Source organism: Acinetobacter sp. COS3, from assembly GCF_000475335.1.
Lineage (GTDB): Bacteria > Pseudomonadota > Gammaproteobacteria > Pseudomonadales > Moraxellaceae > Acinetobacter > Acinetobacter venetianus.
Map to the genome: position 1 here is coordinate 31,297 of NZ_AXCD01000056.1, position 16,706 is coordinate 48,002.

Sequence of the window (16,706 nt, forward strand, 5' to 3'; positions counted from 1 at the left end):
TGAATTATTAAATCTATCCAATCACCTCAACCCGACTTGAACCTGAACCAATGGGTTGTACCTGAATCTGTACAGGAATCCGTTCATGCATTTCTTGAATATGGGAAATTAAAATCACTTTTCGGCCCTGACTTTGTAGTTGATCAAGCGCATTCATCACCATATGAAGCGAAGATGCATCGAGAGTCCCAAAGCCTTCATCAATAAATAAAGATTCGATTTTCATTGAACCAGAAGCCATATTGGCAATCGCTAAAGAAATTGCCAAGGCAGTCAAGAAAGATTCACCACCAGACAATGAAGCCACAGAACGAGTTTCACCATCCATATCATGGTCGATAATGGCGAGACTTAGCGAATTATCCAAGCGCTTTAATGTATAGCGTTGAGACAACATCGCTAATTGTTGGTTGGCATATTCGAGCAAAATATCTAAGTTATATTGCTGTGCTAAATCTCGGAATTCTTTACCTTTTGAATCGCCAATCAGACTAGAGATTTTATTCCAGCGATGTTCTTGCTGTTGAACCTGCTGGATTTGCTCGGCAAATTGTTTTTGTTTCTCAATGCTACGCTGATGTAACTCAAGTTGAACTTTTAATTGATCTCGCTGATCTGTTGCTTGCTGCAAAACTTCTTGATTGGTATTTATCAATTCAGTGAGTTGTTCAACCTGAATATTCGGTTCTGATTGAAGATGTGTATTCAACTGTTCTTGGATAGTTCTTAGTGCAGAATTTACTTCACTGAGCGTATGATCTGCTTGCTGTATTGCACTCCGAATCTGCTGTTCTTGAGCTGATGAAATCGCAACTAATTCGTTGAGTTGATCTTCTGCAAAATTTTGATGTTGAGCTAACCAACTGTTAATTTCAGTTTTACATTGTTCCGAAGACGCATGATTCTGTTGCTGTTGTGATTTGAGTTGATCGAGTACGTTTTTCTGTTGTTCAAAATTTTGACGAGCCTGTTCAAAACTCTGCTTTAACTGCTGATATTGGTTTTGTAATTGCTGACGTTGTTGATCATGCTGTTGTAACCATTCATTGGCTTTGATTTTAGTTGAACCTGTCATGGTCAAGATTAGTTGATTGGCAGCATCAGTATTTTGTTTGCCTTTAATTTCGATGTCTTTTAGCTGTTGTGCACATTCAACTTGTTGAGTGGTAAGTCCTACCAAATTGCTCTTTAATAAAATTAGCTGCTGATCGAATTGGTCTTTCTGTTTGGTGAGTGATTCCGCATGTTCTATTTGTTGGCTGCGTTGTTGCAATGCTTGTAAGACTTGTTGTGAGAATGACACGCCTTGCTTAGACCATGAAGTTTTATCGTCTGTATTGAGACAGTCCACGATATGCTGAATCTGTTGTTGTAAGTGCTCTATGGTTTGGAGTTGATGACGGGTATTCTGAATATTTTGATTGAGCGTATGCTGATCTTTATTGGCTTGGTTAAGTTGTTGTAATTCCTTTTCAAGCTGTTGTTGAGCCTGCGTCGACTCTAAAATGAATGTTTGCATCTTATTCGTGATGTCATGCTCACTGAGATTGAAATCGAGTTGAATATTCGTCTGTGATACATGCTGTTGTAGCACCTGATCATGTGCTTTTACTTTTTCATTCAATTGCTGCAACTGCTGTTGCAATTGAGTTTGTTCAGTATGGCTTTGGGTGAATTGTTGTTGTGTTTTTTGCCAAAGCTGGAAAAGCTGTTGTTCTTGTTGAGTTGCTTGTTGTTCTTGTTGTTGCTGTAGTTCATACAGCGCTTTAGAGATTTGGCTTTCATCATCACGATAAGGATGCTCGGTACTGCCACAGACTAGACAGGCTTCGCCGGGTTTGAGTTCAGCACGTAGATGTTCAATATTTTCAGCATGCAGTAGACGTTGTTGTTGCAAAACTTGTTGTAGTTTCTCACGTTCAGTTTTAGCAGCATGATAATCCTGCTCAGTTTTTTTGCTGCGTTGTTCTAGCTGTTGAGATTGATTTTGCGCAGCGTCAAATTTGTTTTGAAAAGAAACAACTTCATTTTTTAATTCAAAATACTGCTGAAGTTTTTGTTGAATTACATCCAATTGATTAAGGCGAAGCTGTTGAGTTTCTTTTGATTTCAATTGCTGCTCAATACGCTGTTCAATGTGTTGGGTTGTGCCAAATTTCGCGATTAAACTGTCGAATGTATTTTGATCTTGCTCAAGTTTCGCTTGTGCTTGTTGGATAGAACCGAGCGCATTTTCTACTTTTTGATATTGCTGAATAAATTGCTTGAGTTGTTGAATATGAGCATTTAAACCTTGATCTAAAGGCGCGTATTGAGCACTGTATTTTAACTGTTCTAAACAGGTCGTATGTTGCGTAATTAAATTTTTAATGCGTTGTTCAAGCTGTTGTTGTTGCTCAATGAGTGGTTGCTGCTGGCTTTCCAGTTGAGTCAGTCGAGTTTTGGTTTTTTTATATTCTTCAGCAATATAGTCGCGCTCCTGCACAAACTTCCGAACTTGCATTAGTTCAACTTGATGCTTTTTTTCGAAATCTTGAAATTGATTTAATGCAGTTTCAGCCAGAGTATATTGTTTTTTCTCTTGTTCGAACTGAGCCGATAATGCTGTAAAACTTTGTCGCCGTTGTTGAAATGCTGTTTCGAGTTGTTGCAATGTTTTTTGCAACTGTTGCTCTTGAAATACAACAGGGCGTATCTCAGCAAACTGTTCTAATTGACCCAGTAATTGGCGATCTTTGGTAATGGTTTCTTGTGCTTTAAGTTGCTGATCATACTGTTGTTGTTTTAATCCAATTTCATTGTTGATTTTATCTCGTTGCTCAAACCATTGCTGTTGTTGTTTGAGGTGATTTTTTTCAATTTCAAGCTGTTGAACCTGCTGTTGTTTTTGTTGAAAATGGTTCTGTAATTCAGCAACTTCTTCATCAGAACGAATTTCAATATGACCTAACACATTTTCCAATTGCTTTCGTTGATCAGCGATTTCTTTGGTTTTGATATAAGCGAGTTGTCCAATCTTGGCGAAAATACTGGAGTTGGTGAGATATTCTAATAATTCACCACGTTCATTATCACGTGCTTTTAAAAATGCGGTCACTTCGGATTGCGCGAGTAACACGGCACGGGTGAATTGTTCAAAACTGAGTTGGGTAATGTGTTGAATATGGGTTTCTACGGCTTTGGTTTTATCTGCAATCACCACACCATCAGTCAGGCATTTTAATGACCGTTGTACACTTTGTAGTTTGCCATTCGGGTTTTCACGGGCACGTTTAATTTCCCAACGTGCTTGATAATGTTTTTGATCCTGAGCAACAAAACACAGTTCAGCAAAACCATGTCCCGTCCCACGACGTAATACTGTCAAAGGGGAGTTGGTCAGCAGCTCTGAACCATCAACATCGACCAGTTTGCCATCGCTCGATTTAAGACGGGGAATTTGATTGAATAAAGCTAAACACATTGCATCGAGTAGTGTAGATTTACCTGCGCCCGTTTTTCCGACAATGGCAATTAAACCAGCACTTGCAAGTGGCTCGCTTTCAAAATCAATAAAATGTTCACCTGCCAGTGATGCCAAATTTTTAAGTCGAATCGATAAAATTTTCACGGCAAATCCTTAAACAGTCTGATCATCTTCAAGTTGTTTTTGTGCTTCAGCAACGAGGCTTATAAAGTCTTTGATCACTTCACTATCATTGTCATATCCTTTTTTCTCCCAAATTTGCTGGAAAAGCTTTTCAGGTGTTGGCGGTTCTAAATTGACACTTTGCTTAGTTTCAGTTGAGTTTTCAGTAGACAAATACTGTCTTGAAATGCGTACTAAGCGATAACGATCTTTAGGGAGCGCATCTTCAAATTGTTGTCTTAAATTAGGTTGTGGTGGCGTAGCGGTGTGGTATTCGATATCGACATATTCACGATGGTCAATGTTTTCGATGGGAGCGTTGGGCAAGTTTTTAAGACGCTGCATGATTTCATTTAATTCGCCTTTGATTTTATGCAACTGAATTGATCGTGGAATCGCAATGGCTTCAAAAGAAAATTTATTTTCAACATTTGCTGAGTCAATTGTGACATCAACTACTTGGTGCTTGTAGTTGATTTCACTAAATGAAAGTGGGATCGGTGAGCCGCTATAGCGAATATGCGGATGTTGAACTTTCTGTGGTTTATGCAAATGCCCAAGTGCCACATAATCAATACTGTCGTCGAATAAAGCAGTCGAAAGTGCTTCTTCATTGCCAATAATAATTGGTCGCTCTGAATCAGAGGTTTCTCCACCTTGCATATGTGCATGTGACATTAAAATTAGTGCTTGGTCATCGGTTTTACGACGTTTAGCTTCTTCGATTAATTGTTGATGTAAATAAGCAATCGCATTTTGGCTGTTGTTGGTGTGTTCATTAAACCCAGTGATTTCTGCTGAACGCAAGAAAGGTAGGGCAATACACCATGCCACAATCTGTTTTTGCTCATCATAAATCGGTAAAATTAAACGCTCCAAGTCGAGGCTTTTGTCTTGATTCCAACGAATCACGCCGACGGTTTTGGCATTATATTTTTCTAATAAAGGCTCAACTTGTTCGATGCGATAACCTGAGTCATGATTACCTGCAATCATTAAAGTTTGCATTTGTGGCGCAAGATCATGCGCATCTGCGAGAAATTGATAAAGTTGTTTTTGTGCTTGTGAGCTGGGATTGATGACATCAAAAATATCACCCGCGATCAATAGCGCATGCGGTTGTTTTATTTTGATCTGTTCCAGTAACCATGCAAGAAATTGTTCATGTTCATATTGGCGTGAGTGGTTATAAAAAAACTGTCCCAAATGCCAGTCAGACGTATGAAAAAAACGCACAGTCATGAAATAGAAAATCCCTATTTTTGAATAGGGATAAGGTAGCATAAATTGGTACTTAAAATAGGATCGTGTTATCTGAATGTGTGAGGGAAGATCAAAACCATAAAAATAAAAGCCCCAAATTATTTACATAATTTAGGGCATTTTGCTGTCAGATTAATGATGCATATCACTTTCCATTTTCCACGGTAAAGTGCTTGGTGAAATATGCAAGAAGTGAAGATATTTCTCAAACTGATTTAAAATATCATTGATGAGAGAGCTTTGATCAAAACCATAAACATCATACGCTCGACCACCACGAAGTAAGAAAACCTCAGCGCGATAATATTTTTCTTGATCAGCGTATTCCTTACGCTTCAAGTCTTTCATATAGCTTGGAATCGTATATTCACACATCCTAATCTCGTAGATAAATTCAACATTATCGAGTTCGGATAGTCTGAGTTGTACTCGCGTATTGACTTCATCGTAAATCACTTCAAATGGCCAATCTTTGTCTTGGAAACCTTGTTTTACTGCTTCCATACTTTGATAAGCCGTCGTTGCGATAAATTGACTCACTTGTTGCTGAGTTGGGAACGTTACAAGACAGTGTAGACGACGTTGAATTAAGGATTCTGTATCATCACTTTTTTCAGGGGCGTGTTGGGTCGGTTGATGGTGAGTTAAGCTTGCATTGCGATGTTGTTCAATCACCAAGGCTCGGCACATTCCAACAATTGCAATCAACATGATGATGGTAAAGGGCAGTGCACTGACAATAGAGGCCGTTTGTAAAGCAGTTAAACCACCAGCAAGTAGTAATGCTGAAGCAATTAATCCTTGTGTGGTCGACCAGAAGATACGTTGCCAAATCGGAGTATCTGTTACCCCGCCAGAGGCAAGGGAATCAATCACTAATGAGCCTGAATCTGCTGAGGTGACGAAGAACGTAATAATCAAAATAACACTGAGAAAGGATAATAAAGACGTGAGTGGTAAATGTTCATAGAGCTTAAATAAGGCAATTGCTTTATCTTGTTGAACATCTTGCACCAGTGAGCGATAACCCTCGACCATAATCAAATGCAGAGCGGTATCACCGAAGACGGAAAACCATAAGAATGTAAAAAAGGTTGGAATGAGCATAATCCCAACAATAAACTGTCGAATGGTTCGTCCACGACTAATCTTCGCAATAAAGATACCAACAAATGGCGCCCATGAAATCGTCCAGCCAAAGATGAATAAAGTCCAGTTTCCTATCCAGTCATTTGAGGTATAGGCTTGTAAACTAAAAGTTCGTTCAACTAAATTACTGAGATAGCTCCCTGTATTTTCAACAAATGTTTGTAAAATAAATAAGGTTGGGCCAACAATAAATACAAACAACATGAGCGCAACAGCAAGTCCAATATTAATAATGGAGAGTCGCTTAATGCCTTTATCCATACCTGCAACAACGGAAAAAGTTGCCAACAGCGTGATAATTAAAATGGTTGCAATCTGCACAGGCGTGCTAATTGGAATAGAAGGGAATAAGTAGTTCATCCCTGTATTAATTTGCGTTACAGATAATCCTAAGGTAGTCGCAATCCCGAATAAAGTGCCTAAAATTGCAAAGGTATCAACGGTATGTCCCATCCAGCCATTAATGCGATTTCCAATTAAGGGAAATAGCGTTGAGCGCATCGCCAGTGGTAGGCCATGACGAAAAGTGAAATAGGCAAGTGATAAGCCAACCACGCCATAGATGGCCCAAATATGGAAACCCCAATGGAAATAGGCGATTTGCATGGCTTGTTTGGCGGCATCTACGCTTTCTGGTGTCCCTTGAGGTGGCTGACTAAAATGCAAAACAGGTTCGGCCACCCCAAAGAATAAAAGCGCAATACCATAACCTGCTGAAAATAGCATCGCGAACCATGATAAAAAACTATATTCTGGCTCAGCGTGATCAGGGCCTAATCTGATATTTCCCCAGCTACTCATTGCGATCCCAACAATAAAAATAAGAAATGTTGCGACGGCTAACATGTAGAACCAACCAAAAGTATGGGTTACATAGTTAAGAACTTCTGAGAAAAATTGACCTGCTAATTCTGGATTACTGATTGTTCCAAATAGCACGAAGACAATGACGATAACGGCTGGAATAAAAACAGGAAGTAAGATTGCTGTTTTAAAAAATCCTTTTGTTTCTGTAGTGGAAGTCATACAAAACCTTTCCTTTCGATATTTTTCTTAAATTTTTTAAGTCGATAGAGGGTTCGTATAACATCATTGATAGATGATAATGCGTTTGAATCTATAAGAATAAGTGTGTGCTTTGCTCGACATCATTTTCTTCATATTGACTATAATAACGTCAAAATGATGATGCGACAAATCAGTGCACATGGTTGAAATGGTCAGGCGAAGTTAAAAGTTGATCCGTTTAGTTTGAGAATTCAGACATATTTTTATATTGATTTTATCGAGCTAAATTTTGAAAAGCTAAATTAAATCAGTATCTAATGAAGTTTCTATTAAAAAAATCACTGTTTATTCATTTTCCTAATCAATGCAAAAATACCTAAAATATGATGATTGAAATACTTTTAATTAAATCAAACAAAGAGTTGTGTTTAAGCCAAAAAATCTACAAGACATACATTGAAGATATTTAAACCATCAATTAGTTTATTACCGAGATGATGATTACAAAGAGGAAAATAAAATGAGCTTAGGAAAAGTAAGCCGAGAAATAATGGGACATATTATGTTGATCGGCTTAGATCGGGTCGCAAAGCGTAATGCTTTTGACAGTCATATGATTGCCGATTTATCCCTAGCCTTAACTGAATATGAAAATAATCCTGAATTGCGTTGCGCCGTGATTTTTGCACATGGTGATCATTTCACTGCGGGTTTAGATCTGGTCGAATTACAACCGAAAATTCCACAAGGAATTTTTAATTTTGAGGAAGGTCAAGTAAATCCTTGGGGTGTGAGTGGACGACATAGAACGAAACCTATTGTTGTCGCCGTACAAGGCTTTTGTTATACCGCAGGCGTTGAGTTAATGCTCAATGCTGATGTAGTGATTGCAAGTGAAGACACCATATTTGGACAGCTTGAAGTATTACGTGGAATTATGCCATTTGGTGGAGCGACGGTAAGATTTGTACAAGCAGCAGGCTGGCAAAAAGCGATGCCATATTTGTTAACGGGTAAGACCTTTGACACTCAAACAGCAGATAAACTTAATTTGCTTTCAGAGATCGTTGAAAAAGGTAAACAGCTAGATCGCGCTATCGAGGTGGCACAAGAAATTTGTATTGCCGCACCATTGGCAGTACAGGCCTTATTGGCATCAGCAACCGATGCTGTAACCGAAGGACAGATGTTTGCATTTCAGAAAATGGATAGTTATCTCAAACCGTTATTTTCATCTCAAGATGCCCAAGAGGGTGTAAGGGCTATGCTTGAAAGAAGACTACCTGATTTTAAAGGAAAATGAAGTTTAAGTTTTTCTGATTGGTCATATAACATATTGGGATGACAGGTTTATTTGGCATTTTCATCGACCTCGCAAATCCCAAATACATTGTGATCCAAATCGACAAAATAGCCTTGCCAGCAACGATTTGGAATCGCAAATTTTGGCATAGCAACAGTACCGCCTAAATTTAAGATTTTATTTGCCGTTTCATCAAAGTTTTCAACTTGAATGGAGCAAGTAAAGGCATTGGTACCACATTCCATAGGTGGTATGGCAACAGGACGTTGTAATAGACCACCGTGAATTCCAGATGTTTCGATACGGTAATATTCAATTGGAAGCCCCTCAGTTTTTTCGAAGTGCCAATCAAACACAGATTGATAAAAATGGATGTCACGCTTTGGATTTGAAGACTGAATTTCAAAATAAATAAGATGATTCATATTTTTATCCTTGTTATTTTTGTTGATGATAAAAAATAAAAACCGACGATTCGAGTGATGAGAAATCGTCGGTCAAAATCTTTATTAAAGGTTTTGGCTGCTAACAAAACCTTTGCCAAAGATGGAGAGTCATAATGAAAGGTCACCGAAAAATATTGCGGATGCCGTGCAATGAACATTCGGTTGCTGCGACCTTGTACCCTATATAACGCTGCTCGATGAGGATTGGTTGACATAAAAATGAAAAAAAAGAGAAAAAAATTTATAATTATTTTTCAAAGCCGATTCTATTAGGTTTATCTTTATGATTTCATTGCGTTTGTACTATATTTGGTTTTTTATTATTTGTCTGCTTGCAACTTTGATAGCTGGTATCTTGGCTGCAATTTTACCAAATAGTGTAGGCGGTGTGTTAACAGCGATTCCTTATTTGATCGCGATAATTTTTGTTTTATTCAGATTTCTAAAAAAACAGCGTCGTGCGCCAACACCTCAAGAGAAAAAACGATTAACACTGGGCTTTACTTTGATCTTTTGGGGGTATAACGCTTGTGGTTTATTGCTTGGTTTATTTATCTTTGCACGTAAAGACCCTGAAATTTGGCAGAACTTTTTATTGTATTTAAAACAACCTGCATTTTTATTGACAGTTTTAGCCATGTGGTTCGTCATTGCCGTTCCATTATTTCTGATTACTTTTTGGTTTTATGGTCCACAAGCTCAACGAATGGCGAACAAGATGTTTAATACGCACTAAAAAAGTTCACTTGTAATTCACTTTTATTTTGCTAAGACTACAAATACACATAATTTTTGATAGGTCGTGAGATGCAAAAATTGACTGTATTGGTGACGGGAGCAAGTGGTTTTATTGGTTCTCATCTTTTAGCTTATTTATTGGAAAGACAATATACAGTCATCGCATTGACGCGGCAAAGGAATAAATCATCGGATCATCCTGATCTGTATTGGGTGAATCATTTTGAGCAAATAGAGACGACACAAATTGATTATGTTGTAAATCTAGCAGGGGAGAATATAGGCGCTAAGCGTTGGACTGAAAATCGTAAACAACAGCTGATTGAAAGCCGTGTTGCAATGACGCAAAAGCTGTATGAATGGCTAGATGTACATCAAATCTTCCCCAAGTGCATTATTTCTGGTTCTGCAATTGGTTATTACGGCATTGATCCAAATGAACAATGGGCGGTAAGTTGCGATGAAAATACACCGCCCCAAGCTATATTTATGTCTGAACTTTGCCAAAAATGGGAGCAAATGGCGCTCAAATTCACTGCAAAAAACACCAAAATCATTCGTTTGGGGGTTGTGTTTGGTCGTGGTGGAATTCTGCCGCAAATGTTACTGCCCATTCGTTTAAATACCGTGGGGCGAATTGCATCTGGAAGACAGCCGATTGTATGGATTCATATCCAAGATGTGCTTAGCGCAATCGAATTTTTATTCACATCTGATCAAGCACAAAAAGTCTATAATTTGGTTGCACCTGAGCAATCAAATCAGCAGCAATTTGTAAAAGTTGCGGCAAAAATTTTAAAGCGTAAGCCGCTACTGCCAATGCCTAAATGTATTTTTGAATTGATGTTAGGTGAACAGTCTCAATTGATTTTAAATGGTCAATTTGTTGAACCCAAAGCTTTGGTTGAGTATGGTTTTCAATTCCAATATCCAACACTTGAATCAGCCCTCAAAGACATTTTAGCTCGTCATCAATAATGTTTTTTCTAAGCGGCTAGGTGAATAGGCGCTGGAATTGACAATGGTATTTTGTTCTAAAATCAATTGGCGTAGTAAAAGGGCAGAGCCAGAACCCATACATAGTCCGTTGCGAAAATGTCCAAAGTTTGTCCAAAGGTTTTCGATATCAGGCATTTGACCAATATAAGGAATACCTTTAGGCGAGCTTGGACGTAGACCAGCCCAACGTTTTACAATTGGAAACTGCGCAAGTTCGGGCACCATTTCTAAGCAAGCGTCTAAAATATTCTGTTGCGTTTGCCTATCGGTACTTGTATTGAAACCAACTTCCGCCATGCTTGAGCCACATACGATATGCCCATCTTGGCGAGGAATCAGATACATCACACGATTCATGCACATGGTAGGTAACCAGTTTTCGGGTGTTTTGAATAATAGCATTTGCCCTTGAACTGGATGAACTGGAATTTCTCGTTGCAGTTGTTCTAGCCAATGCTGACTCCATGCGCCTGAAGCCAGTACCACATGGTCTGCATAAAAATGCTGTCCGTCATTGAGTTGTATGCCTTGTGCTTTATGATTTTGAATCAGTAGCTTTTCAATTGGACAATGTTCAAAAAATTGAACGAGGGGATGTTGTTTTAAATAGCGAATCAGTGATTGCAATAATCGTGGATTACGTACATTGGACAATTGTGGGAAATAAATCGCTTGTTGAAATTGTGCTGAAATATGCGGATTAACATGTTCTAATTTTTCTCTATTTAATAAATGAGCCTGTTGCATAGGTTCATTAAATTGAGTTGCATAATCAAGACCAACGTTAAAGTCTTCCTGATCGAAAATTAGCATACCTGTATCGTGGATTTGAAAGTCGATTCCTGTAATCGGCAGCAACTTTTCATTCCACTTTTGGTAGAGGGATTTACCATATTGAGCAAGTTGATTGACCTCTGGTGCATATCGCCAAGGGTACATCGGAGAAAGGATTCCTCCACCTGCCCAAGAAGCAGCTCGCCCCGCTTGCTGTTGATCAAAAATGTCGACTGAACAGCCTTGTTCAACAAGTTCTAATGCGGTCATTAATCCGCTGATACCCGCACCAATGATGGCAATATGCATGTTAACCAGTTTTATTTGCTTAATTTGGGTGAGCGCCCAAATTTGATCTAAATTAATAAGAATAAATACGGCGGAGTCTTGCCGAGTTCTCAATCTATTCTATGCTTAGCCTTCAGCTAGACTTACTTTGGTTTGCCCTGAGAAGCGTTTGAAGCTTCGTAAGAGCAAAGGCATTGTCATCCGCAAAACTCGTTGTTTACCATCAACTCGTTTAGTTAATCGCAGAAACATCATTCTTTTAATGTTGTCCTGTCTCAAACAATTGCGGATGACGTTTCCGAGTATCCAATTTCAGTATAAGGTTTTATACCAAAATCAGATCAATCATTTCATCTCTTTCAGTTTACGCGCTGCATCTTCAGCGAAATACGTCCAAATCCCATCAGCACCAGCACGACGGCAGCACATTAACGACTCTAAAATGACACTTTCAGATAACCAGCCATTTTGAATCGCACCCGCAAGCATGGCGTACTCACCACTGACTTGATAGATGAAAGTTGGCACACCAAAAGTATCTTTCACTTCACGGACAATATCTAAATAAGGCATACCTGGTTTGACGATCACCATGTCCGCACCTTCTTGAATATCAAGGGCGATTTCATGCAGTGCTTCTGCACGGTTGCCGACATCCATTTGGTAATTATATTTATTGCCGCCTTTTAGATTACTGGCAGAACCAACTGCATCACGGAATGGACCGTAGAAACTTGAGGCATATTTAGCTGAATACGCCATGATATTGGTATAAATAAAATTATTCTGTTCAAGTGCTTGGCGAATCGCACCAATGCGACCGTCCATCATATCACTTGGTGCAACAACATCTGCACCCGCAGCTGCATGGCTAAGTGCTTGCTTTACGAGGCATTCAACTGTTTCGTCATTAAGTACATAACCTGTATCATCAATGATACCGTCCTGACCATGTGTTGTATAAGGATCAAGTGCACCATCAGTAATGAGTACCATTTCTGGCAATTCTTTTTTTAGTAAGCGACAGGTTGTTTGTACTAAACCATTTTCATCCCATGCCGCTTCCGCTGTTAGGCTTTTGTCTTCTTGTGGCGTGACTGGAAATAATGCAAGCTTTGATACGCCCAGTTCCAATAAGCTTTCTGCTTTTTTTAACAGCAAGTCAGCTGATAAGCGTTGCACATTTGGCATGCTTGGAATGTCTTGCGTTTGTTGCTGTCCCGGTAATACAAATACTGGATAAATCAGGTGATTTGCTGTGAGTTGTGTTTCGCTGACCATGGCACGAAGTTGGTCATTTTTACGGATACGGCGCATGCGCGTCGCTGGGAAAGCTGGGCGATTGAACGTATAAGTCATAACAATCTCGATGTTCAGTATTACACTATAGGAATAATTGAATCATTTAAGTCATGCTAGGGGAGAAAACTTAGCGGCTTAGATCAATTGAAAAACCTAGCTATTGTAGCCCCATATTTTAAAGTTTGTGCAAAATAATGGGGCATTTATCGTTCCCTTGGATGTTAGCAGCGTATGAATGATGTAAAGAGAAACTGGACTGGAAATATTCAATTAGGTGCAAAGGCAGATCATGACGTGGTCTTGAAGCAGCTTTGTAAAGCATTTAATGCCTGTCCTTTTTTTAAGTACAGTGGCATGGTCATGCGTGTCGTTGATGATCAGATCGAAGGATATTTTGAAATGCAGCCTGAGTTGGTCGGGAATGTCGCATTTCAAATTCTACATGGTGGAGTTGCTGCAACAATGTTAGATAGCATTGGTGGTGTGGTTGCTATGGAACAGCTCTATCGCCGTGCAACACCTGAGGATTTACCCGATACCATCAAAAAAGTGTCACGTTTGGCGACAGTTGATATGCGTGTGGATTATCTTGCGCCGGGTCGTGGAAAATATTTTATTGCTCGAGCAGAAACTTTACGTTTAGGACGTAAAGGTTGCACGATGAGAATGACGATGGTCAATGATGAAGGGAAACCAATTGCAACAGCAATCGCTTCATATGCATTTTAAAAAAATAGACCAATAATTAAAGCGTCTCAGACGCTTTTTTTATATTTGTATATAAGTTTTGCCGAAAATAATTATCAAAATATAAGAATTGAACGCACCAGTTATTTTTTTTATTCTCGCTATGTGATTTTTTGTCGTTAGAATGCTTTTAAATTTTTTGCTCGAATTTTGATCTATGGTTTTAACATTCGGTTAAGTTTTTAAAAATAGACTGATCGGCTGATTAAACCAAAAGTTAAAATTTTCTTTAATTTTCAGGAATAACTTATGAGTGACGCCCAAGCAAATCAACAAGATGCTGCTTTAAATTCGGTATCAGATGATGCAATGAAAGCAAAACGTAAAAAGTTTTTAGGATTTTTTGCACTCATTCTTATTCTTGCAGCAATTTTGTATGGCATTTGGGCGATTTTCTTCAATCATTCTGTGACCACAGATAACGCTTATGTAGGGGCGGAAACTGCACAAATCACTTCGATGGTGAATGGTCAAGTTGCCGATGTTTTGGTTAAAGATACGCAACAAGTGAAACAGGGTGATGTACTGGTTCGCATTGACGAGCGTGATGCCAAAATTCAATTGGCACAAGCTCAAGCTGAATTGGCAAAAGCGCAACGTCAATACAAACAGAGTCAGGCAAATAGCAGCTCACTTAACTCGCAAGTTGTGGTTCGTAATGATGAAATTACTAGTGCCCAAGCACAAGTAACTAAAGCACAAGCTGATTTTGATCGTGCAACGCTAGAATTAAAACGCCGTAATGAACTGGCAGCTTCTGGCGCAATTTCAAAAGAAGAATTGAGTAAAGCACAAAGTGCTGTATCAACAGCAAAAGCAAGTTTGGATTTAGCTCAGGCTGGATTGGCTCAAGCAACGTCAAGCCGTAAAGCAGCTGAAAGTACTTTGGCCGCAAATGAAGCATTGATTCAAGGAGTCAATGAATCATCTACACCTGATGTTTTGGTTGCTCAAGCCCATGTTGAACAAGCTAAATTGGACTTAGATCGTACTGTGATAAGAGCACCAGTCGATGGTGTTGTAACACGTAAAAATATCCAGATTGGACAGCGTGTAGCACCCGGTACAGTGATGATGTCAGTGGTTCCTATTGCTGCGCTTTATGTTGATGCGAACTATAAAGAAAGCCAACTTGCGAAAGTAAAAGCAGGGCAGAAAGTTACACTCAAATCTGATTTATACGGTGATGATGTTGTTTACCACGGTGTAGTTCAAGGCTTCTCTGGCGGTACAGGCGCCGCATTTGCTTTGATTCCGGCTCAGAACGCAACTGGTAACTGGATTAAGGTGGTACAGCGTTTACCTGTACGTATTTCTCTAGATCCAAAAGAGCTTGCTGAACATCCACTGCGTGTCGGCTTGTCGATGGAAGCGGATATTGACCTTACATCGAAGTAATTAGCCATGAAAACGCAAACACCTTTTGCAGAACTGAGTGGTGGACGATTACTGCTTGCAGCATTTGTTATTGCACTCTCAAACTTTATGGTGGTTTTAGATACCACCATTGCCAATGTATCTGTACCACACATCACAGGGAACTTAGCTGTTTCAAGTTCACAAGGGACTTGGGTTATTACGTCCTATGCTGTGGCTGAAGCAATTTGTGTTCCTTTAACTGGTTGGTTGGCTGGACGCTTTGGGACTGTTCGGGTCTTTGTCTTTGGACTGATTGGTTTCACTATTTTTTCATTCCTTTGTGGTTTAGCGACCTCACTGGAAACGTTGGTATTTTTCCGTATAGGTCAAGGGCTTTGTGGTGGTCCACTGATGCCACTCAGTCAAACCTTGCTCATGCGTATTTTCCCTCCAGAAAAACATTCACAAGCCATGGGCATGTGGGCAATGACCACTGTCGTTGGCCCAATTTTAGGTCCGATTTTGGGTGGCTTAATCAGTGATAATTTGTCGTGGCACTGGATTTTCTTTATTAACATTCCTGTTGGTATTTTCTGTGTTTTAGCTGCGATACGCTTGCTATCTGTTGCTGAAACCAAAACTGAAAAATTACGTATTGATGCAATTGGCTTGGGCTTATTGGTGTTGTGGATTGGCGCATTGCAACTCATGCTTGATCTTGGACATGAGCGTGATTGGTTCAATAGCAGCAGCATTATTATGCTTGCTCTGATCGCTGTTGTTGGCTTTATCGTGTTTATGATATGGGAGCTGACTGAGAAGCATCCTGTGGTCAATCTCTATGTATTTAGGCATCGGGGATTTGCAGTTTCTGTGCTCGCACTGGCTTTTGGCTTTGGCTCATTCTTTGGCAGTATTGTCTTGATCCCGCAATGGTTACAGATCAATTTAGGCTATACTGCAACATGGGCTGGTTATCTCACCGCCACGATGGGATTTGGTAGTTTAACCATGTCGCCTATCGTTGCGAAACTGGCAACGAAATACGATCCACGAGCATTGGCAAGTTTTGGTTTAGCTTTGCTCGGTGTCGTTACCGTCATGCGTATGTTTTGGGTGACCGATGCAGACTTTATGGCCTTGGCATGGCCGCAGATTTTGCAGGGCTTTGCTGTACCGTTTTTCTTTATTCCGCTGTCGAATATTGCAATGGGATCGGTATTACCATCAGAAATGGCTTCTGCCGCAGGTTTGATGAACTTTTTACGGACCATGGCAGGGGCTATTGGTGCATCGATTGCGGTGACGATTTGGGATGATCATACCAAAGTGGCACGCAGTGAAATGGTTAATTCTTTACATCCGCAAGAAGTACAAAATAGCTTGCTTCAAAATGGATTCTCTCCAGATGCAACACTGGGTGTGATTGCGAATTTAGTCGATAAAGAGGCAATTACCATATCAGCCAACCATGTATTTATGCTTTTGGCATTGGTATTTATATTTGCGAGTGCATTCATTTGGTTGAGTCCAAAACCGAAACCGATCTCAGGTGGACCTGCACCACATTAACTTAGATGAAAATAGGTTGTTGACTATAAAAAAAACTCGGATATTTAATCCGAGTTTTTTATTTTTCTACTTTTTATTTTCATTGTAATTTTTTTATCAAAAAGTACTTTTTGAGAGAGGAAAATCAAAA

At 39.4% G+C, this 16,706-nt stretch carries 12 protein-coding genes; 6 read left to right on the forward strand and 6 right to left on the reverse strand.

What is annotated here, in order from left to right; genetic code table 11:
- Window positions 1-13: 13 nt before the first annotated feature.
- From IO68_RS29995 to IO68_RS30005, 3 genes are all read right to left on the reverse strand, one after another.
- Window positions 14-3,610, reverse strand: coding sequence for an AAA family ATPase (locus IO68_RS29995; protein ID WP_023013960.1), 3,597 nt, complete (start codon window positions 3,608-3,610; stop codon window positions 14-16).
- 9 nt (window positions 3,611-3,619) lie between these two features.
- Entirely contained in the window at window positions 3,620-4,870 is a 1,251-nt protein-coding gene (locus IO68_RS30000; protein ID WP_023013961.1) for an exonuclease SbcCD subunit D, read from the reverse strand.
- A 153-nt stretch (window positions 4,871-5,023) separates the two neighbouring features.
- The gene (locus IO68_RS30005; RefSeq protein ID WP_023013962.1) at window positions 5,024-7,066 is read right to left on the reverse strand and encodes a BCCT family transporter; all 2,043 of its coding nucleotides are present in this window, start codon (window positions 7,064-7,066) and stop codon (window positions 5,024-5,026) included.
- A 502-nt stretch (window positions 7,067-7,568) separates the two neighbouring features.
- Here IO68_RS30005 and IO68_RS30010 point away from each other — a divergent pair.
- Window positions 7,569-8,351 (forward strand): crotonase/enoyl-CoA hydratase family protein, encoded by a 783-nt coding sequence (locus IO68_RS30010; protein WP_004881029.1) that lies wholly within the window; start codon window positions 7,569-7,571, stop codon window positions 8,349-8,351.
- A 47-nt stretch (window positions 8,352-8,398) separates the two neighbouring features.
- Here the strand turns inward: IO68_RS30010 and IO68_RS30015 are convergent, their stop codons facing one another.
- Window positions 8,399-8,776 (reverse strand): VOC family protein, encoded by a 378-nt coding sequence (locus IO68_RS30015; RefSeq protein WP_023013964.1) that lies wholly within the window; start codon window positions 8,774-8,776, stop codon window positions 8,399-8,401.
- 304 nt (window positions 8,777-9,080) lie between these two features.
- Between IO68_RS30015 and IO68_RS30020 the strand changes: the two genes are divergently transcribed.
- On the forward strand, window positions 9,081-9,533 hold the full coding sequence (locus IO68_RS30020; RefSeq protein WP_004881025.1) for an ABZJ_00895 family protein: 453 nt from the start codon (window positions 9,081-9,083) through the stop codon (window positions 9,531-9,533).
- 71 nt (window positions 9,534-9,604) lie between these two features.
- Window positions 9,605-10,513 (forward strand): TIGR01777 family oxidoreductase, encoded by a 909-nt coding sequence (locus tag IO68_RS30025; RefSeq protein WP_023013965.1) that lies wholly within the window; start codon window positions 9,605-9,607, stop codon window positions 10,511-10,513.
- Here IO68_RS30025 and thiO read toward each other — a convergent pair.
- Both thiO and hemB read right to left on the reverse strand, forming a co-directional pair.
- Complete coding sequence (gene thiO / locus IO68_RS30030; protein ID WP_023013966.1) at window positions 10,496-11,617, reverse strand: glycine oxidase ThiO; 1,122 nt, start codon at window positions 11,615-11,617, stop codon at window positions 10,496-10,498. The two genes, IO68_RS30025 and thiO, sit on opposite strands and share 18 nt — an antisense overlap.
- Window positions 11,618-11,941: 324 nt before the next feature.
- Window positions 11,942-12,955, reverse strand: a complete 1,014-nt coding sequence (hemB, locus tag IO68_RS30035; protein ID WP_007481269.1) for a porphobilinogen synthase — start codon at window positions 12,953-12,955, stop codon at window positions 11,942-11,944.
- Window positions 12,956-13,129: 174 nt separating this feature from the next.
- Between hemB and IO68_RS30040 the strand changes: the two genes are divergently transcribed.
- The 3 genes from IO68_RS30040 to IO68_RS30050 all read left to right on the forward strand — a co-directional run bounded on the left by IO68_RS30040 (window position 13,130) and on the right by IO68_RS30050 (window position 16,576).
- Window positions 13,130-13,627, forward strand: a complete 498-nt coding sequence (locus IO68_RS30040; RefSeq protein ID WP_007481271.1) for a thioesterase family protein — start codon at window positions 13,130-13,132, stop codon at window positions 13,625-13,627.
- 267 nt (window positions 13,628-13,894) lie between these two features.
- A complete protein-coding gene (locus IO68_RS30045) occupies window positions 13,895-15,043 on the forward strand; it encodes an HlyD family efflux transporter periplasmic adaptor subunit (RefSeq protein WP_023013967.1) in 1,149 nt (382 codons plus the stop codon).
- Window positions 15,044-15,049: 6 nt separating this feature from the next.
- Window positions 15,050-16,576: a DHA2 family efflux MFS transporter permease subunit gene (locus tag IO68_RS30050; RefSeq protein WP_007481276.1), complete on the forward strand. Its 1,527-nt coding sequence runs from the start codon at window positions 15,050-15,052 to the stop codon at window positions 16,574-16,576.
- Window positions 16,577-16,706: the final 130 nt, after the last annotated feature.